The organism is Streptomyces sp. NPDC001732 (assembly GCF_053596315.1).
In genome coordinates, this window is the sequence record NZ_JBSFFY010000040.1 from 25,811 (window position 1) to 42,585 (window position 16,775).

General features: G+C 72.9%; 17 protein-coding genes. 4 read left to right on the top strand and 13 right to left on the bottom strand.

Annotation, left to right across the window (positions count from 1 at the left end; all coding sequences use genetic code 11):
* Positions 1 to 8 precede the first annotated feature (8 nt).
* Positions 9 to 515 (bottom strand): Lrp/AsnC family transcriptional regulator, encoded by a 507-nt coding sequence (locus tag ACWCXX_RS28920; RefSeq protein ID WP_451132261.1) that lies wholly within the window; start codon positions 513 to 515, stop codon positions 9 to 11.
* Between the two features lie 129 nt (positions 516 to 644).
* Between ACWCXX_RS28920 and ACWCXX_RS28925 the strand changes: the two genes are divergently transcribed.
* Complete coding sequence (locus tag ACWCXX_RS28925) at positions 645 to 1,598, top strand: SMP-30/gluconolactonase/LRE family protein (protein WP_451132263.1); 954 nt, start codon at positions 645 to 647, stop codon at positions 1,596 to 1,598.
* A gap of 36 nt (positions 1,599 to 1,634) precedes the next feature.
* Here ACWCXX_RS28925 and ACWCXX_RS28930 read toward each other — a convergent pair whose 3' ends face one another.
* Positions 1,635 to 2,261 (bottom strand): TetR/AcrR family transcriptional regulator, encoded by a 627-nt coding sequence (locus ACWCXX_RS28930; RefSeq protein ID WP_451132265.1) that lies wholly within the window; start codon positions 2,259 to 2,261, stop codon positions 1,635 to 1,637.
* A 156-nt stretch (positions 2,262 to 2,417) separates the two neighbouring features.
* Here ACWCXX_RS28930 and ACWCXX_RS28935 point away from each other — a divergent pair, with 156 nt between their 5' ends.
* The gene (locus ACWCXX_RS28935; RefSeq protein ID WP_451132267.1) at positions 2,418 to 3,338 is read left to right on the top strand and encodes an alpha/beta fold hydrolase; all 921 of its coding nucleotides are present in this window, start codon (positions 2,418 to 2,420) and stop codon (positions 3,336 to 3,338) included.
* A gap of 165 nt (positions 3,339 to 3,503) precedes the next feature.
* A complete protein-coding gene (locus ACWCXX_RS28940; RefSeq protein WP_451132269.1) occupies positions 3,504 to 4,271 on the top strand; it encodes a polysaccharide deacetylase family protein in 768 nt (255 codons plus the stop codon).
* A gap of 87 nt (positions 4,272 to 4,358) precedes the next feature.
* On the opposite strand, the gene ACWCXX_RS28945 is transcribed toward ACWCXX_RS28940, so the two are convergent.
* The 10 genes from ACWCXX_RS28945 to ACWCXX_RS28990 all read right to left on the bottom strand — a co-directional run bounded on the left by ACWCXX_RS28945 (position 4,359) and on the right by ACWCXX_RS28990 (position 12,896).
* A complete protein-coding gene (locus ACWCXX_RS28945) occupies positions 4,359 to 5,093 on the bottom strand; it encodes a 4'-phosphopantetheinyl transferase family protein (protein ID WP_451132271.1) in 735 nt (244 codons plus the stop codon).
* Positions 5,090 to 8,401 carry a S41 family peptidase gene (locus ACWCXX_RS28950; RefSeq protein WP_451132273.1) on the bottom strand — a complete coding sequence of 1,104 codons (3,312 nt, stop codon included), beginning with the start codon at positions 8,399 to 8,401 and terminating at the stop codon, positions 5,090 to 5,092. The genes ACWCXX_RS28945 and ACWCXX_RS28950 overlap by 4 nt, the downstream gene beginning before the upstream one ends.
* The gene (locus ACWCXX_RS28955; RefSeq protein ID WP_451132275.1) at positions 8,398 to 8,973 is read right to left on the bottom strand and encodes a GNAT family N-acetyltransferase; all 576 of its coding nucleotides are present in this window, start codon (positions 8,971 to 8,973) and stop codon (positions 8,398 to 8,400) included. Before ACWCXX_RS28955 ends, ACWCXX_RS28950 begins: the two co-directional genes overlap by 4 nt.
* Positions 8,974 to 8,977: 4 nt before the next feature.
* A complete protein-coding gene (locus ACWCXX_RS28960; protein WP_451132277.1) occupies positions 8,978 to 9,511 on the bottom strand; it encodes a hypothetical protein in 534 nt (177 codons plus the stop codon).
* A complete protein-coding gene (locus ACWCXX_RS28965; RefSeq protein WP_451132279.1) occupies positions 9,504 to 10,010 on the bottom strand; it encodes a GNAT family N-acetyltransferase in 507 nt (168 codons plus the stop codon). Before ACWCXX_RS28965 ends, ACWCXX_RS28960 begins: the two co-directional genes overlap by 8 nt.
* Positions 10,007 to 10,531 (bottom strand): hypothetical protein, encoded by a 525-nt coding sequence (locus ACWCXX_RS28970; protein ID WP_451132280.1) that lies wholly within the window; start codon positions 10,529 to 10,531, stop codon positions 10,007 to 10,009. Before ACWCXX_RS28970 ends, ACWCXX_RS28965 begins: the two co-directional genes overlap by 4 nt.
* Positions 10,528 to 11,670, bottom strand: coding sequence for an acyl-CoA dehydrogenase family protein (locus ACWCXX_RS28975; RefSeq protein ID WP_451132282.1), 1,143 nt, complete (start codon positions 11,668 to 11,670; stop codon positions 10,528 to 10,530). Before ACWCXX_RS28975 ends, ACWCXX_RS28970 begins: the two co-directional genes overlap by 4 nt.
* Positions 11,664 to 12,290, bottom strand: coding sequence for an acyl-CoA dehydrogenase family protein (locus ACWCXX_RS28980; RefSeq protein WP_451132284.1), 627 nt, complete (start codon positions 12,288 to 12,290; stop codon positions 11,664 to 11,666). Before ACWCXX_RS28980 ends, ACWCXX_RS28975 begins: the two co-directional genes overlap by 7 nt.
* A gap of 27 nt (positions 12,291 to 12,317) precedes the next feature.
* The gene (locus ACWCXX_RS28985) at positions 12,318 to 12,584 is read right to left on the bottom strand and encodes an acyl carrier protein (RefSeq protein ID WP_451132286.1); all 267 of its coding nucleotides are present in this window, start codon (positions 12,582 to 12,584) and stop codon (positions 12,318 to 12,320) included.
* 162 nt (positions 12,585 to 12,746) lie between these two features.
* Positions 12,747 to 12,896 carry a hypothetical protein gene (locus tag ACWCXX_RS28990; RefSeq protein ID WP_451132288.1) on the bottom strand — a complete coding sequence of 50 codons (150 nt, stop codon included), beginning with the start codon at positions 12,894 to 12,896 and terminating at the stop codon, positions 12,747 to 12,749.
* Positions 12,897 to 13,184: 288 nt separating this feature from the next.
* Between ACWCXX_RS28990 and ACWCXX_RS28995 the strand changes: the two genes are divergently transcribed.
* On the top strand, positions 13,185 to 15,149 hold the full coding sequence (locus ACWCXX_RS28995) for a condensation domain-containing protein (protein ID WP_451132290.1): 1,965 nt from the start codon (positions 13,185 to 13,187) through the stop codon (positions 15,147 to 15,149).
* Positions 15,150 to 15,425: 276 nt separating this feature from the next.
* On the opposite strand, the gene ACWCXX_RS29000 is transcribed toward ACWCXX_RS28995, so the two are convergent.
* Positions 15,426 to 16,484: a hypothetical protein gene (locus ACWCXX_RS29000; RefSeq protein WP_451132292.1), complete on the bottom strand. Its 1,059-nt coding sequence runs from the start codon at positions 16,482 to 16,484 to the stop codon at positions 15,426 to 15,428.
* Positions 16,485 to 16,775 lie beyond the last annotated feature (291 nt).

The window sequence follows — 16,775 nt, forward strand, 5'->3', positions numbered from 1 at the left end:
CCGGGAATTCATTCCTTCCCCGTTCCTCCCTGTTTCTCCTGTTCCCTCTGTTCCTCTGCTTCCGCCTTCCGGTCGTCGACGTGCGGGGCGACCGGCCGCTCGAAGAAGGTCTCCAGGACCACCGTGGCCCGGGTCCCGTTGACCCCGTCGATCGCGTGTATCCGGCGCAGTACGTCCTGCAGTTGCTCGGTGGTCGCGGTCCTGACCTTCACCAGCACCGACGCGTTCCCGGCGATGATGTGCGCCTCCTGGATCTCGGGGATCGCGGCGAAGCCCTCCGCCGAATCGCCCATCCAGGACGTGGAGTCGACCGTCACGTAGGCCAGTACGCCGTACCCCACCGCCACCGGATCGACCTCGGCCGAGGTGCGCCGGATCACGCCGCGCTCCCGCAGCTTCCGGACCCGTTCGTGCGTGGCGCCCGCCGAGAGCCCCACGGCCCTGCCCAGCGCGGCGTACGACTGGGTGGCGTCCCGCTGAAGCTCCGTCAACAGCATGCGATCTATGTGATCCACGACTCTCCGTTCGATATTTGCTTGTTGGGACCATATGGCATCTTGCAATCTTCGGCCGAAGCCGTAGATGGTTCGGTGACTGCTGGTCGGTGACTGCCGATCGGCAACTGCTGAGGGGAACGAACACTCATGACCGGCAAGTGCCCTGCGCTGTACGAGGCCCTCGACGACCGGTTCCGTACCGGTCGATGCATGAACGGCGACGACGGCCTCGAAGTCCTGTACACCGGCTGCCGTTGGGCCGAGGGACCGGTGTACGTACCGGCCTGGCGGCAGGTGGTCTGGAGCGACATCCCCAACGACCGGATGCTGCGCTGGGACGAGGAGACCGGCGCGGTCGGCGTCTTCCGCCGCTCGGCCGGGCACACCAACGGCAACACCCTCGACCGCGAGGGCCGGCTGATCACCTGCGAGCAGGGCAACCGCCGGGTGACCCGGACCGAACACGACGGCACGCTCACGGTCCTGGCCGACCGCTGGCAGGGCAAACGACTGAACAGCCCGAACGACGCGACGGTGAAGTCCGACGGTTCGATCTGGTTCTCCGACCCGGACTTCGGCATCACCAGCGACTACGAGGGCTACCGCGCGCAGAGCGAGATCGGTTCCAACAACGTCTACCGCATCGACCCGGCCACCGGCGAAGTGCGCCTGGTCGCCGACTGCTTCGGCGCACCGAACGGGCTGGTCTTCTCGGCGGACGAGCGACGGCTGTTCGTCTCCGACACCCGGGCCGGGTTCATCCGCGTCCTCGACGTACGGGACGACGGCACGCTGTCGGACGGCGAGGTCTTCGCCTCGGCGAAGGACCGTACGGCGGCCCGCTTCGACAACCTCCGCTTCGACGACGGCGGCCGGCTCTGGGTCGCCGCGATGGACGACGGCGTGCACTGCTACGACCCGGACGGCACGCTGATCGGGCGACTGAACGTCCCCGAGACGGTGGCCAACATCTCCTGGGGCGGGGCCAAGCGCAACCGCCTCTTCATCACCGCCCGGACCAGCCTCTACTCGGTGGTCATGGGTGTCACGGGAACACACCCGACGGGCCCGGGACACTGCCCCTGGACGACGGTTCGGTGAGTTCGGTGAGAAGGGGCAGGGGCGGCATCCACGCACTCACACGGGCTGAGGACGACTCTCCGGGGGCGTGAAGATGCGGTCCAGGTGGTGGCGCAGCACCTCGGTGGCCGACTCCGGCCGCCGCTGGCCCACGAGGATGCTGGTGCCCATGCCCGCCGCCATGGCGAGCAGGCCGACGGCCTCGATGCGCGGGTCCATGTCCTGGCCGGTCAGCCCCGCCTCCCGGGCCTGTCGCAGCAGGCCGGTCAGGGCGTCCTCGGCGGCGTCGGGGTTGTCGATGAAGGGCTGGGCGGCCAGCGCCTCGTCGGTCACGGACAGGATCGCGTACGAGCTGTAGAGGAGGTGGAAGGTCCGGCTCTCCTCGTCGGTGGGGAGGGAGGCCAGGAGCAGCGCCTCGACGGCCGCGCGCGGACCGGGGTCCGCGCCGCAGGCCCGCAGCCGGTCGCCCACCCGTGCGGTGAACCGGTCGGTCAGCTGCTGGAGCCCGTGGAGCAGCAGCTTCTCCTTGGTCCCGAAGTAGTACTGCACGAGCCGCAGCGACACACCGGCCTCGGCCGCGACGTCCCGCATGCCGACCGCGTGCAGCCCGCGCCGCCCGGCGACCCGGACGAGCGCCTCGGTGATCTGGCTCCGCCGTTCCTCGTGGTCCACGCGCTTCGGCATGCTCCCGTGTCTCCACCCATCGATCGTGTCCACGTGCTCCGGCGATCCGGACCCCTTCATGGTACCGCTGTACCAACATGATGGTACGGTCGTATCACTACCGCGAAGGACGGATCGCCGGACGATCCCCAACGGGTCCTCATCGGAGGTGCCGCCGTGCCCGAGAACACCACCCGCCCCCGCCGCGACATCGGCCGCTACGTCAACGACACCCTGCGCGACCGGTACTTCGCCGCCTGCGACGCCGTCTACGCGCTGGGCGCACCGGTCCGTTCCGAGACGGACGTCGAGACCTCCTTCGGCACCACGCACGTCTACCGGTACGGCCCCACCGACCCGGCCGCCGAGGGCCGCACCCCGGTCGTCCTGATCCACGGGTCCGGCGGCTGCTCCGCGCAGTGGTACCCCAACACCCGGGCGCTCAGCGCCGAGCGCCCCGTCTACGCCCTCGACACCCCCGGCGACCCCGGCCGCAGCGTGCACCGGGAACCCATGTGGCAGCCCGAGCGCGCCGCCCGATGGATGGACGAGGCCCTCGACGCCCTCGGCCTGGACCGGGTCCACCTCGTCGGCTCCTCCTACGGCGGCTGGCTCGTCATCAACCAGGCCCACCTGAAGCCCGGAAGGCTCGCCTCCGTCACCGCCCTCGACCCGGGCGGCCTGGAGAAGGTCGGCCTGCGCTTCTTCGTCTGGATCTTCGCCAGCCTCTTCGCCACCTTCGCCCCCAAGGCGCTGCGCCCCCGTCTGGCCGCCTGGCTGGAACAACCGGTCCTCGTCGTGCCGGAACTGCGCGCGATGGTCCGGTCCGGCGTACGGGCCTTCCGCATCCGCCGCCCCGCGCCCCTCCCCCTGACCGACGAGGAACTGGCCACCATCCGGACGCCGTTCCTCCTGATCATGGGCAGGCGCAGCCTGCTGCTCCACCCCCGACGCCAACAGGAACGCGTCCCCCGCCTGATCCCCGGAGCCCGGGCCGAAACCATCGCCGCCACCGGCCACGGCCCGCAGATCGACCACCCCGACCTGACCAACGCCCGGATGCTGTCCTTCATGGACAAGGCCGACTCGTCCGCCTGACCCCACTGCCCGCCTTCCACCTTTTCGTCCGTCGCAGGGCTCCTGCGTTTGTCGCCGGTCTCCGGTGGATTCGTCTGCGATTGGTAACAGAGTGATCCCGCACGGGCGTTCGCATGTCTTCATGGGGGCAGGGCACCGACGGAGACGACAAAGGGGCGGGCGGACATGGCGAAGCACAAGGGAAAGGGATGGCACAGCAAGCTTCTCGCTGCGGCGCTCGGGGTGACGGCGATGGCCGCCGCCACCTCGGTGTGGACCGCGCAGGCCGAAACCGCCGGAGGACGGCCGCCGCAGGCGCACGCCTCGTCGCCGAAGGGCCGGGTCGCCGCGGTGGCGGCGGACATCGCGCACGCCTCGGACCGCGGTGACCGGGGCGTCAACATCACCATCGACGACGGACCGGACCCGGCCTGGACGCCGCAGGTGCTGCAACTGCTGAAGGACAACGGCGTGAAGGCCACGTTCTGCATGGTCGGCACGCAGGCCCAGGCCCACCCGGACCTGGTCAAGGACGTCGTGGCGGCCGGGCACCGGCTGTGCAACCACACGGTCTCGCACGACACCGCCATGGACACCAAGTCCGAGGCGTACCAGTCCCAGCAGATCCTGGACGCCGAACGCATGATCATCAAGGCGTCCGGAGGCGTCCGGCCGCAGTACTACCGGGCCCCGGGCGGCGCCTTCACCCCGTACAGCCGAAAGCTCGCCGCGTCCCGGGGGATGCGACCGCTGGGCTGGAACGTCGACTCCAGGGACTTCGAGCGCCCCGGCGCGGACACCATGGTGGCCACCGTCAAGAGGGAGATCGTCAACGGCCCGACCGTCCTCTTCCACGACGCGGGAGGCGACCGCTCCCAGACCGTGGCCGCCCTGCGCGAGGTCCTGCCCTGGCTGAGGGAGCAGGGATACTCCTTCGGCTTCCCCGTCCGGTGAACAGGGCCTGCCCGCCGACACCGGCGGGCAGGCTGCGAACAACCCGGTCCTCGTGCCCTCCTGCCGCTCCCCGGCGATCTCGCCGGGTCAGAGTTCCAGCTCTGCCGACCGGTGCCGGATCGTGGTCAGCGGTTCGGAGGTGGCGAGTGCCGCGCCGTGGCCGGGCGGGGCCGGGAGGTCGGTCAGGCAGGGCGCGGGGCTGGGCCAGTCGGGGACGGTGGGCGCGAGGGCCCGGGGGCCGGTGACGTCGATGAGAGCGGGCGGGGCGGCCAGTCCGTGCCCGTCGAGTTTCATGGCGGCCTCCTTGCGGACCCACGCGGTGAGGAAGGCCGCCCGGCGGCCCTCGGCGGGAAGCCCGGCGTGGGCGCGGCGCTCGGCGGAGGTGAGGGCGATGCGGGCGAGACCGTCGACGTCGCGGTACGGGGCGACGGTGTCCAGGTCCGCACCGACGCGCCCGGAGCCGACGACGGCGATCAGCAGCCACTCCTCCGAGTGGGAGACCGAGTAGTCGAAGGGGGCGCCGGGAACGTGCGGGCGGCCGTGGGTGGGATCGCCGCAGCGTCCGCAGGAGCGGACCACGTCGACGGTCGCCGGGGAGACGCCGAGGTAGCGGGCGGCGACGAGGCGCTGCGCGGCGCGGGACGTCACGACCGAGGCCCCGGCGGGTGTGGCGCCGAGCGCGGTGAGCCGGTCGCGCTCCCGGGGGGAGAGGAGCGCCGTCCAGTCGGGACGGTGACGGATGGGCAGGAACCAGATGTCGCCGATACCCGGGGCGGGCGGGGTGAGCGCGGCGGTCGTGGCGAGGGCGGGACCGGAGGTCATGGGATGTCCTGGCGGTGGGCGCCGACGACGGGGGACGGCTCGTCGTCCGAGCGCGGGGCGGGAGCCGGGGCCGGGGTGGTCAGGGGCCGGAGGGAACCGAGCAAGTGGCCGACAGCCGTGGAGAGTTGCGGGTCGGGGTGGAGAAGGTCCGGTCCGGTGGGCGGCAGCTCGACGGTGATGTCGGGTTCCACGCCCCGGTTCTCCAGGCTCTTTCCGACACCGGTGAGGTGGTAGCAGAACTCCGGCTGGGTGGTGAGGGTGCCGTCGACGAGACGGTGGCGGGGCCACGTGGCGATGGTGCCGCCCCAGGTCCGGGTGCCGATCAGCGCACCCAGGCCGCGCGCGCGGAACATGTGGCCGAAGATCTCGCCGTCGGAACCGGTCTGCTCGTTGATCAGCGCCGCCATCGGGCCGTGCGGTGCCTCCAGCGGGTACGGCACCTCACCGCTCCAGCGGCTGTGCTCGACGCCGCCGCGGCGGCGGGCGAGCCGGTCCAGGATCATCGGGGACGCGCTGCCCCCGCCGTTGTGGCGGACGTCGACGATCAGCCCCTCGTGGTCGAGGGCGGTGAGGAACTGGCGGACGAAGTCGGCGTACCCCGTGTGGAACATGTCGGGGACGTGGAGGTAGGCCAGGCGTCCGCCGGAGGCGTCGTCGACCCAGCGGCGATTGGCCTCCACCCACTCCACGTAACGGGCGCGCCCCTCGTCGCGGGCCGCGCGCACGACGACCCGCCGGGGGGCCGCGCCGGGGCGCAGCACCGACAGCTCCACCTCGCTGCCGGCCAGCCCGGCGAGCAGTTCGCCCGGACCGAGGGGACCGACGGGGTGGCCGTCGACGGCGACGATCTCGTCACCGGCGCGGATGTCCACACCGGGCAGGCCGCAGGGGGAGGTGGCCTCCGGGTTCCAGGGCTCGCCGCGGACGACGCGCGCGATCCGCCACCGCCCGGAGGGCCCGGCGGGTTCCCAGTCGACGCCGAGGTGGCCGGGACCCCGGTCGGGGCCGAGCGGGCGCCCGTGGTCGCCGCCGCGCTCGTAGGCGTGCGAGGCGGCCAGCTCGCCCTGCAACTCCCAAAGGAGATCGGAGAGTTCCGATCGGGTGGCGACCCGTGCGAGCAGCGGGAGGTAGCGGTCGTGGACGGCGTCCCAGTCCACGCCGGACATGCCGGAGTCCCAGAAGCCCTCCTTCTGCAGCCGCCAGGTCTCCCGGTACATCTGCCGCCACTCGGCGGCGGGGCGGAAGGGGACGGTCACCCTGGCCAGGTCGATCCAGCCGGTCTCGCGGCCGGGCGGGGAAATGACGTTGTCGTAGTCCTCGACGTCGGTCCTGGGCACTCCGGCGGGCACCAGGCGGATGCGGTGGTCGTGCCGGTACAGGAGGAACCCGCCCGCGGGGTCGGTGTCGAGCTCGTCGACCGGGGAGAGGTAGTCCTCCGTGATCTCCCCGGTGCCGAGCTCGACCAGGGTCACCGTGCCCTCGCGGCTGCGGGGGCGGTCCGCGCCCCCCTCGGCGGCCGGGCCGGCCAGTGGCACACCGAGGACCAGCACGGATTCGGGCAGACCGCGCACCTGCGCGTACCGGCCGTGCGGGAGGGGCAGCGGCACGACGCGCCCGGTCACGCCCTCGAAGTCGATGCGCACCTCCACCGGTTGCCCGTCGTCGGGTTCCGGGAGGGGCGCGCCGGTGAAGGGAGGGGGCGTGTCGGCGGTCAGGAGCAGGGCGTAGGGACGGGTGCCCAGGGGGAAGCCGACATCGAACTGGACCTGGTCGTAATCGGGCAGCAGATCGCGCTGGCCGAGGAAGTAGAGGTAGCGGCCCAGCGGGTCGAAGGCGGGGGTGGAGTCGCGCAGCACGGGAGTGGTGAGGGGCGCGGTGCGGCCGGTGGCGGGCTCGGCGACCTTGACGGCGGTGGTGCGCCGGGTGCCCGGGAAGGTGTAGGCGAGCCAGCGGCCGTCGGGTGACCAGGCCAGGTCCTCGATCCGGTCGTACCGGCTGCTGTCCAGCAGGCGGGGAGCCGGGTGGGACGCGTCGGTGTCCACGCTCCACAGCTGCTGCCGGTTGGTGGCGAACGCGACCCGGCCGCCCCTGGGGGCGGCGGCCAGTTCGGTGATGTAGCCGATGTCGCCCAGCGGCAGGGAGCCGAGCTCCGCCCCGCCCTCGGCGGACAGCAGGACGAGCCGCTCGCCGGGGGCGTCGTCCCCGGCCGCGGCGACCAGACGGGTTCCGTCGGCGAGCCACTGCGGCAGCCGGTGGCGCACCCCGTCCGGGGCGCCGTGGCGGCGGACCGGGCCGTCGAACGGGGCGAGGGTGAACACCTTGCCCCGGGAGGCGACGACGAGACGGGAGGCGTCGGGGGAGAGTCGGGCGTGGTCGAGGTCCTCGGCGGCGGAGACGATCCGGCGGTGGTGCTGCGCGCCGGAGGGGGGGACGGTGACCGGGACCGGGCGGTCGCGGCCGTCGGCCGGGTCGAGCAGGCGCAACTGTGCGCCGTGGTGGTAGACCAGCCGTTCCCCGTCGCCCGCCAGCCCGCGGACGTAGTAGTCGGTGTGGTGGGTGTGCCGGGTCAGGCCGGAGCCGTCCGGGCGGCAGGAGTGGACGTTGCCGGTGCCGTCGTGGTCGGAGACGAAGTAGATCCGGTCGCCGACCCAGCACGGGAACGCCGGGTTGCCCGGCGGGAGTTCGAGCCGGCGGAAGGAGCCGGAGCCGTCGCGGTCCACCCACAGCTCGCCCGCCGCGCCGCCCCGGTACCGCTTGCGGCGGGCCGGGTCGGCGAGGGAACGGCCGATCACCACGCCGCCGCCCTGGCCGTGGGCGACGGCGGCGACCGGACCGGCCTCCAGCAGGCGCGGCGGGCCGCCGTCGGGGCCGACCGCGAACAGCCGGCGGCCGAAGCCGGTGGGCAGCCCCGCGGTCGTCGCGTAGAGCACCTCGCCGGTACGCGGATGCCAGCCGAGGACGAGGCAGTCGCCGGCCTGTCCGGTGAGACGGCGGAGCGGGCCGCCGTCGACGGAGATCACGCACACCTCCGGCGTGCCCTCGGGCGCCGCGGTGAAGGCGATCAGACGGCCGTCGGGCGACAGCCGCGGCCCCGAGCACGGGCCGGCTCCGCCCGCGGTGAGCCGACGGGCCGGGCCGCCGTCGGCCGGCACGGACCACAGATCGTCCTCGCAGACGAAGACGACCAGGTCGCCCGCGAGGGCGGGCTGGCGCAGATAGCCGGAGACGGACCCGTCGGGCGCGGCCGGACCGTCCGTCATGGGGCTGTCCGTCGTCGGGCCGTCCGTCATCGGGCCGGGCACGGTCATGCGGTCCGGCTCCGGATGCGGTCGGCGATCTCCCGCCGGCGGCGTGCGGCTTCCTCGGCGCGCTGCCGCACGTCCTCCTCGTCCTCGGTCCAGTAACAGGCGGTCCGCCACTCGCCGACCGTGTAGGAGTCGTACGGGCAGCGGACCTGCCGCTGCTCCGCCAGTTCCCGGGCCGCCACCAGCATGGTGTTGTGTTCGAGGACCTGACTGATCACCACCCGCATGTTCAGCTCCTCGCGCACATGGGTGTGGGCGGCGGCCACCGCCGCCGCGCCGAACGGGCCCCGGTGACTGGGCAGCACGCCGAAGGACAGCTCGCAGGTCTGGCTCCGCCAGTCGATGGAGGTGATCCAGGCGAAGCCGATCGGGTCGCCGCCGCGGCCGCACATCGTGAAGAACTGCCAATCGGCCTGTTCCTCGGTGATGGCGCGGCGCTGCCGCTCGGTCAGGGCGTCGTCGGAGCTGCTCACCGCGAAGTCGGTGAGATTGGCCTGGAACCGGGACTCGCGCAGCAGTGCGGTGCGCAGCGGGATGTCCGCCTCGGTGAAGTGGCGGACGGTGACGAGCGCCATGGGGTCAGCCCTCCAGCGCGGCGTGGGTGAGGTGGTGGACGAGGACGTCGTGGTGGCGGCCGGTGAGGAAGAGATGGCCGGGCAGGACGCCCGCGCGGGTGAAGCCGCAGGTCTCCAGCGCGGGGAGCACCGGCGAACCGGCGCGGGTCTCGGCGGTGAAGGAGGTGCAGCGGCGGTAGGTGTGCAGGAAGGACAGCAGGGCCCGCAGCGCCGCCGGATCGGGCGAGGTGGTGGCCACGGACGCCTGACGCGGCTGCAACGGGTTGACGGCACAGCCGAGCAGCGTCTCTCCGTGCCGCAGCACCGTCAGGTTCCGGCGGGTGATCTCGCGGGCCAGCAGCGCGGCGTTCTGGGTGACCGGGTCGAGGTCGAGGAAACCGCGCACGGTGTCCCGGTCCGCCGCGACCAGCAGTCGCGCGGCGGCCTCGGGGGACAGCTGCTCCAGCACGACGGGGACGGCCGCCCCGGAGGCCGGAGTGCCGGTCACGAGGGGCTCGGCGGTCTCCGTGCCGGTCGTGGTGGTCGTGGTGTCAGTCACGGCGGGACACTCCCCAGATCTGGCGGCTCACCGGTCGGCCGTCGAGCCAGAGCGCCTGCGGGATCTCGGCCTCCGGGGCCAGACCCGCCGCGCGCAGCGGTTGTGCGTCGAAGGGCCCGGCCGGGGTGCACCAGCCGTGCACACGGCGCAGGTCGAGCCAGGAGAAGGCGTGGTCGAGGGCCGCTTCGAGCAGCGGGCCGGCGAGATGTGACGCCCCGTGGAGCAGACCGGTTTCGAGCCGGGCCCGGCGGTGCACCCAGTTCAGTTCGGTGAACCGGACGAAGCCCACGCCGTCCACGACGCACAGGTCCTCGTCGGGGCGGCCGGCCGCCGGGGCGGGGACGGACACCGGGTCGGCCAGCGGGGGCCGGTCCGGGTCGGGCAGGCCGAGGAGCTCGCCGGGCAGCCAGCCGCCGGAGAGCAGGGGCAGATCGGCCGAGCGGTATCCGCGCAGTCGCAGGGCGGTGGTCGCGGCGGTCGTGGTGGTCACAGTGGTCATGACACGGGCTCCCAGACACGCGAGAAGAAGACCTGGCCGTGGCGGCGGCCGGCCCGGACCGTCATGCCGGGCAGGACGCCCTCCTCGGTGAGACCCGCCAGCCGGGCGGCGGCCAGACCGCGTTCGTCGTCGTCGCTCACCAGCACCGTGAGCCGGATCAGCTCGCGGTGCCGGAGCAGTCCGCGGATCACCTCGTGGTACGCGGACGCCCAGACGTCGAGCGGCAGCCGGGCGCAAAGGCGGAGCTGGAGGTGGAGGTGACAGGCGTGCTCGCCACCGGAGTTCTCGGCGGCGTAGAGCCCGACGGGCGCGCCGTCGGCGAGCAGCAGCCTGGCGTCGTCCAGGAGGGAGAGGACCTCCCACTCGGGCAGGACCTCGGACCGCAGGGTACGGAAGCGGAAGTCGGGCTCGGCGAAGAAGCCGAGGACCGTGGCGTGGTCGGCCCCGGTCACGCGCCGCGCGGCCCAGACCGGCGGCGCCTGAGGTTGTGGCCGTACGGCCTGTTCGGCGGTGGCGGTCATGGTCTGGCCCTCCGGGAGGCGATGTCGCTGGTGATGTGGAGGCGCTGGATGTTGCTGGTGCCGTCCATGAACTCGAAGGCGCGCACATCCCGGCACCACTTCTCCAGCAGCGGGTGCTCCTGGAGCGAACCGGGCCCCAGGGCGCGGGCGGCCCAGTGGGCGGTGTGCACGGCCAGGTCCGTGACGTGCAGCTTGGCGGCGGAGGGGGGACGGCGCGTGTCGGGGTCGTGGTCGACGGCGGCAGCGGCGTCGTAGAGCATCAGGCGAGCGGCTTCGAGGCGGGCGGAGACCGTCTCGTGGCCGTCCCAGTGGGGCCGCTGCTCGACCACGTAGTCGCGGGTGCCCAGGGCGGTGCCCAGGGCGAGGGCGGCGACCTGCAGACGCATCGCGTTGAAGGTGCGGCCGATGCCCCACAGGCCGCGCCGGGAGGCGGGCAGGTGCGAGCCGAGCACCATCTCGCGCGGTACCCGCACGCCTTCGAGGTCGAGGCGGCAGATCCGCGCCCCGCGCAGGCCGATCATGTCGAGCGGCCGAGCGGTGAACCCGGGCGTGGGCAGCGGGATCAGCGCACCCCTGATGGACAACGGGCTGCGCCCGGTGCGGCCGAAGACCACGCCGATCGAAGCCCGGGAGGCGTTGCCGACGTAGCGTTTCCCGCCGGTCAGCAGGTAGCCGTCGGCAGGTTCGGGCAGGGCGTCGAGCCGGGTCTCCATGGCGGTGGCGTCGCTGCCGTGGTCGGGCTCGGTCATGCCGAAGCAGGTCCACGAACGGCCGTCGGTGATGGCCGAGTAGAACAGCGCGCGCTGTTCGTCGTTCCCGAGGGTGTCGACGGCCGCTCCGGCCAGCGAGGCCCCGGTGTTGGCCGCGACGACGCCCGCGTCACCACGGGCGATCTCCACTCCGGCGACGATCCGTGACAGACAGCCGTCGGCGAATCCCCGGTCGTCCGGCATGTCCGGGGTGCGGAACTCCTTCGGCGTGGTCGCCGCCCGCATCAGGGCCAGGACCGCGGAGTCCAGGTACGCGGTGGTGCCGCCGGGGTCGGAGTCCACCGCCAGGGCGTACCGGCGCAGTTCGCGGCCGGCCTCGCGGCAGACCTCGCGCAGTTCCCGCAAGGGGGTGTCGGCCGGGGTCAGCACGACGTCGGCTCCTTCGCAGCGGTGTGGTTCCGGTCGAGCCAGCTCTCCGCGACCAGCCAGGCCACGTATCCGGCACGGGCCGGGCCGTCGGCGAGGAAACCGGCCGCGCCGTGGAGCTTGGCGGCCTCCCAGTCGAGGGCGGTGAGCCGGTCGTGGGCGTCGATCACGGCGGCGGGGACGTGCCCGGCCACGCGCAGCAGCCGCAGCACGGCCTCCGACTCGGTGTGCACATCGGCGACGACGCCGCGCACGAGCTGCTTCTGGCTGAGGAGTTCGCCCCCCGCCGAGCGCGCGGAGAGGTGGGCGACCGCGTCGTCGAGCAGCCTGCGGACCACTCCCACGCGCGCAGCCGCGAGAAGCGCGGCCGGCGACCGGAGCCGGGCGGTGTCCGGGGGCTTCGGGGCCGGCCCGGGAAGGGGCCAGCGGACGAAACTGATGCCCTCCAGGGACGCCAGACGGTTGGGCACCACCTCGGCGTCCGGGGGCACATCGCTGGAGGGCAGTGCGCCGATGCCGCCCGGGGGCGGTCCGGTGTCGGCGCCGGCCAGGGCGAGCGCCAGCCCCCGGACCGGGCCGCCCTCGTAGGCCGCGGCCTCGCATGCCGTGATCGTCTCGCTCATACGGGACAGTCCTTACGGAGTACCGGGTCATCCCGCGGAGCGGGAGAATTCCAGACGGTCCTTGATGTAGTCGGCGAAGGCTCCGGCGGACTGAAAAACCTCCGGGTCGAGGGTTTCCGGATCCGCCTCCAGGCCGAGAGTGTCCTCAAGACTCATGAGCAGCTCGACGAAGCGCATGGAGTCCATTTCCAGGTCGTCGAGGATCCTGGTCTCTTCGTCGAATTCGGGCAGGGGACGGCCGAGAATGACGGTGAGGGACTGGCGAAGGTGCGCGATGATCTCGGCGCGATCCACCGGAGTGGTCCTTTCCTGAAGAACGGCCCGAAAAGCCGTGGAAGGGAAGGGGGAAGGGAAGGGGAGGGAAAGGTGCGGCCCGCGGGCACCGACCGTTTGTGACGGTCGGCACCCGCGTGCCGACACCCGGCGTCAGAAGCGTGCCGGGCGATGATTCGACGATCAGGCAGCCTTGACCGCGGCCTTGACGGCGGCCTTGACCGCAGCCTTGGAAGCGGCCTTCGAAGCGGCCTTGACCGCGGCCTTCGACGCGGCCTTGGAAGCGGCCTTCGACGCGGCCTTGACCGCAGCCTTCGAAGCAGCCTTCGACATATTGATCACACCTTCCCCTGAAGGAGACGTCCAGGAATGTGGACGTCTGTCGGGCGAACAATTCGTCCGACGGGAGTGAGAATCCGGCATGCCGATTGACGTCGTCAACACTTTCGAGTCCCGCTCCGGTTGGATTTCGGTGACAGCAAGTTGCCGTCCATCATTGGCCATCGTGAAATGCTGCGGTTTTCCCTCGGGGCAGGGGATTCTGGAAAGGTTCGAAAGGCGGCGGCGACCGGAAGGCCGGCGACCGGAAGACGGGACGAACGCCGGAGGAGGCGACCGCGGATGAATGGCGAGAGCAGGACCGGGGCGCGGGGCGCGGAGCTGTGCTGGGGACAGCGCTACCACTGGCTCAGGTACCAGCAGGTGCCGCCCGGCACCCGGCACGACGCGCATATCGTGGTCAACAGCCCGGTTCCCGCGGGGGTCCCGCTGTCCGTGGTGCGCACGGCGGTGGACTTCCTGGTACGCCGTCACGAGGGGCTGCGCACCGTGATCGACGGCGAGGCCCGGCCGTGGCCGCGTCAAGTGGTCCACCCGCCCAGGCCGTTGCGGCTGCGGACCGTCACGTCGGAGGCCGACGGCACCCCCGGTCCGGCCGAAGTGATCGCCGAGCTGACCGAGACCGAGTTCGACCTGGCGCGGGACTGGCCCATCCGGGTCTGCGTCGTGACCACCGGTGGCAAGCCCGCCCGGGTGGTGCTGGTGCTCCACCACATGAGCTGCGACGACTGGTCACTGGGCCTGTTCCGGCGGGAGTTCGTCGAGCTGGTGGGGATGCTCTCCCGGGGGCAGCGCGCCCAGCTTCCGCCGGTCGCCCACCAGCCCGTCGGCCTCGCCGCCACCGAGGCGGCCGTCACCCCCGCCGAGCGGGAGCGGACGACGGCGTACTGGCGGGAGACGGTACGGCGGCTGCCCGCCGACGCGTTCGGCACCCGCCGGCGAGTCCCGCCCGGCGCGGCGGCCCCGTCCGCGCACGCCGCCACCCTCACCGCTCCCGCGCTGCTGGGCACCGTGCGGCAGCTCGCCGCCCGGTTGCGGTTGTGGCCGGCCGCCGTGCACCTGGCCGCCTACACGGTCGCCTGCGCCGTCTACACGGGGGAGCCCGGCGTGGCCCACCGGTGGCTGGCCAGCCACCGGCAGGGCTCCCTGATGGACGTGATGACCTGCATGTTCAGTCCCACCCTGGTCGGCGTCGACGTGTCCGGCGACCCCGCGTTCAGCGAGGTGGCGAAGCGGGTCGCCGAGGCGCTGACCAGTGCTCAGGAACAGGCGCACATGCCCTGGGACGAACTGGCCGAGCTGGTGGCCCGGGAGGGCCACCGCCGGGGGCAGCCGCTCCGGGTGACCTCCGAGGTCAACTTCCTCAGCAGGCCCGAGCAGCACGGCGGTGGCCGCCGCGACCGGTTCCTGCGCGGGCCGGAGCCCACGGCCTGGGCGCGTTCGGGAACCGACTCCTACTTCACCGTGCTCGAACTGGGCGACGGGGTGCGCCTCAGCCTGAGCGCGCTGGCCGAAGTGATGGACGAAGCCGGCGTCGAGGCATTCCTGCACGGTTACGTCCGGCTGCTGGAGGCGCACGGCGACCCGGCCGTCGACCTGCGGCTGAGCGAGGCCGCGGCGCTGTTCGGATACGCCCCGCCGGTGGCGCGGCGGACCGGCCGGGCGGGTGCGGACCGGGTCGACCTGGAAGCGGTCGAGCGGGTGCTGGCCGGGCACCCGGCGGTGCTGCGGGCCCGGGTGGACGAGGCGGAGGCCGCCCGGGGGCGGCTGATCGCCGAGGTGACGACGGTGCGACCGGTGACGCAGCGGGAACTGCGGCGGCACGTCCTGAACGTCGTGGACACCGAGCCGGGGGCGTGCTGCCCCGAGGACTTCCGCGTCACCGTGGAGGAGACGGCGGGCCCGGCCCCGGCCCGGGAGCCGGGCACCCGGGGCGGGACCGAGGCGCAGGCCGTGCTGGCCGCCGTGGTCGGCGAGGTGAACGACATGGCGGAGGTCGATCTCGATCTGCCGTACACGGTCGCGGGCGGACGCCTCCTGCGCGGACCGCTGGTCGTGGCCGAACTGCGCCGCCGCGGCTGGACCGGACTGGGGCTGGAGTCCCTGTTCGGCATCCGCCCGCTGGCGGAACTCGCCCATCGGCTGGTTCCCGTGGACCGCACGCGGGACACGGAGACGGCCGGGCGCACCTGGGCGGCGCTCCCCACCGGTGCCGGCGCCGGTGCCGGCGCGTTCCCGGCCGGGTGACCCGTGGGGATCGGCAACTGCTCGCCGAGCAGCGCGCACCGGACCGGTCCGGCCCGGTCGGGTGACGGCCGGCTCCCGGACCTGCCCCGCCCACTGCCCGGGACCGGCGCGGGGCACGAGGCGGGGCCGGACGACAGCACCACGGCCGACGGTCTCCCGCCCCGTGCCAAGGAGTGTCCCGCCAGGTATTGCGGGACAACCCTTGGGTGGCAGGAGACCGCCAGGTTCTCGGAGTCCGTCGGGCGGCCGTTCGGTCGGAGACCACCCGACGGGCTCTCAGGCCGTCGCGTCGACGGCCAGGCGCTGGGCCAGGCGGACGCCCGCCTGGAAGCGGCTGACGGAGCCGAGGCTGTCCATCAGGGCGGCGATGTGACGGCGGCAGGTGCGCACGGACATGCCGAGCCTGCGCGCCACCACCTCGTCGGTGAGCCCCTGGGACATCAGCAGGGCGATGGCGCGCTGGAAGTCGTCCACCACGTCCTCCGCATAGCCCGCCCCGTCCGGTTCGAACGGGCTGGCCGACTCCCAGAGCAGATCGAACATCTCGACCAGACAGCGCACCATGGTCTCGTCCCGCACGGGCCGCGCGGTCGGTGGCAGCAAGCCGTCGCCCGGCACGACCACCACGCCGATCCCGCGGTCGAAGACCACCGCCGCCTGCGGCACCGCGCGGATGGTGCGCAGCTCCACCCCCCGGCCCACCAGTTCGGTGACCCGGGCGCGGGAGGCGAAACCGGCGCGTTCGCGGTGCGGGACGAGGACCCGCAGCGCGACCCCGGAGTCCAGGGCGGCGCAGCAGGACTCGAAGATGCCGTCGACACCGGGCCAGAGCGCCACCGCCTCGCTCTGGCAGTCGGCCGCGGCGAGCCGGAGCAGACCCCGGACCTCCGGTTCGCCCTCCGCACGGTCGATCACCCCGAGGGGGCCGGAGACCGTTCCCGACCCGCCCGCGATGGCATCGATACGGGCCCGCAACTGGTCGGCCCGGTCCCGTTGCTGGAGGATCGCCCGCTCCATCGGCGAAACCAGCAGCGTCGCCGCCGTCTGCGGGTCGAGCGGCACCAGGATGCCGTCCTCGCCCTCCTCGGTGCGCAGCATGCGCAGTTCGACGAGGCGAGCGGCCGCGGCGAACACCTCGCCGACCGACAGGTTCAGCTCGGTGGCCACCCGGTCCAGTGCGACGGGCATCAGCGAGCCGTGGCGTGTTGTGTATTGGTAGACCGCGACCACGCTGTCGCGGTCCGTCAGGTCGGTCGGCGAAGCCGGTCCGGGCGCCGCCGCAGCGCCGAACAGACCCTCTGCGGTGAGGCTTTTGGTCGTGACCCCCGTGATCATGCAGAGACCTCCCACGGTCGAGAATGCGAATCGTGCAGTCCGGTCGACTGGCCGAAACCGGACACCACGCCTGCTGCGCATCATGGGCATATGCACCATCACCTTGACGCCGTCCCCCTGTCGTCGGCTCCGCCCGGCCCCCGCCCGGGTTCCGATCCACTGCTGCTTCGCTGTTCATCCGCTGTCGGACCGCACGCCCCGCCGTCCCGTCCGCGGCGCTGGTCACGGCGGGGCTGGGCCGAGTGGCAGCGGCGTGATGGCGGGACGAGAGCGGCCGGTGGTCGAGTAGCC

What these genes read in the sequence shown, in the direction of transcription:
- ACWCXX_RS28955 (WP_451132275.1), bottom strand. Translation starts at nt 8,973, where the DNA reads ATGGCGCTCGTCACCGTCCGCCACTTCACCGAGGCGGACATCCCGCTG.
- ACWCXX_RS28950 (WP_451132273.1), bottom strand. Translation starts at nt 8,401, where the DNA reads ATGACCGTGCCCGGCCCGATGACGGACGGCCCGACGACGGACAGCCCC.
- ACWCXX_RS28925 (WP_451132263.1), top strand. Translation starts at nt 645, where the DNA reads ATGACCGGCAAGTGCCCTGCGCTGTACGAGGCCCTCGACGACCGGTTC.
- ACWCXX_RS29000 (WP_451132292.1), bottom strand. Translation starts at nt 16,484, where the DNA reads ATGATCACGGGGGTCACGACCAAAAGCCTCACCGCAGAGGGTCTGTTC.
- ACWCXX_RS28940 (WP_451132269.1), top strand. Translation starts at nt 3,504, where the DNA reads ATGGCGAAGCACAAGGGAAAGGGATGGCACAGCAAGCTTCTCGCTGCG.
- ACWCXX_RS28945 (WP_451132271.1), bottom strand. Translation starts at nt 5,093, where the DNA reads ATGACCTCCGGTCCCGCCCTCGCCACGACCGCCGCGCTCACCCCGCCC.
- ACWCXX_RS28930 (WP_451132265.1), bottom strand. Translation starts at nt 2,261, where the DNA reads ATGCCGAAGCGCGTGGACCACGAGGAACGGCGGAGCCAGATCACCGAG.
- ACWCXX_RS28970 (WP_451132280.1), bottom strand. Translation starts at nt 10,531, where the DNA reads ATGACCGCCACCGCCGAACAGGCCGTACGGCCACAACCTCAGGCGCCG.
- ACWCXX_RS28990 (WP_451132288.1), bottom strand. Translation starts at nt 12,896, where the DNA reads ATGTCGAAGGCTGCTTCGAAGGCTGCGGTCAAGGCCGCGTCGAAGGCC.
- ACWCXX_RS28980 (WP_451132284.1), bottom strand. Translation starts at nt 12,290, where the DNA reads ATGAGCGAGACGATCACGGCATGCGAGGCCGCGGCCTACGAGGGCGGC.
- ACWCXX_RS28995 (WP_451132290.1), top strand. Translation starts at nt 13,185, where the DNA reads ATGAATGGCGAGAGCAGGACCGGGGCGCGGGGCGCGGAGCTGTGCTGG.
- ACWCXX_RS28965 (WP_451132279.1), bottom strand. Translation starts at nt 10,010, where the DNA reads ATGACCACTGTGACCACCACGACCGCCGCGACCACCGCCCTGCGACTG.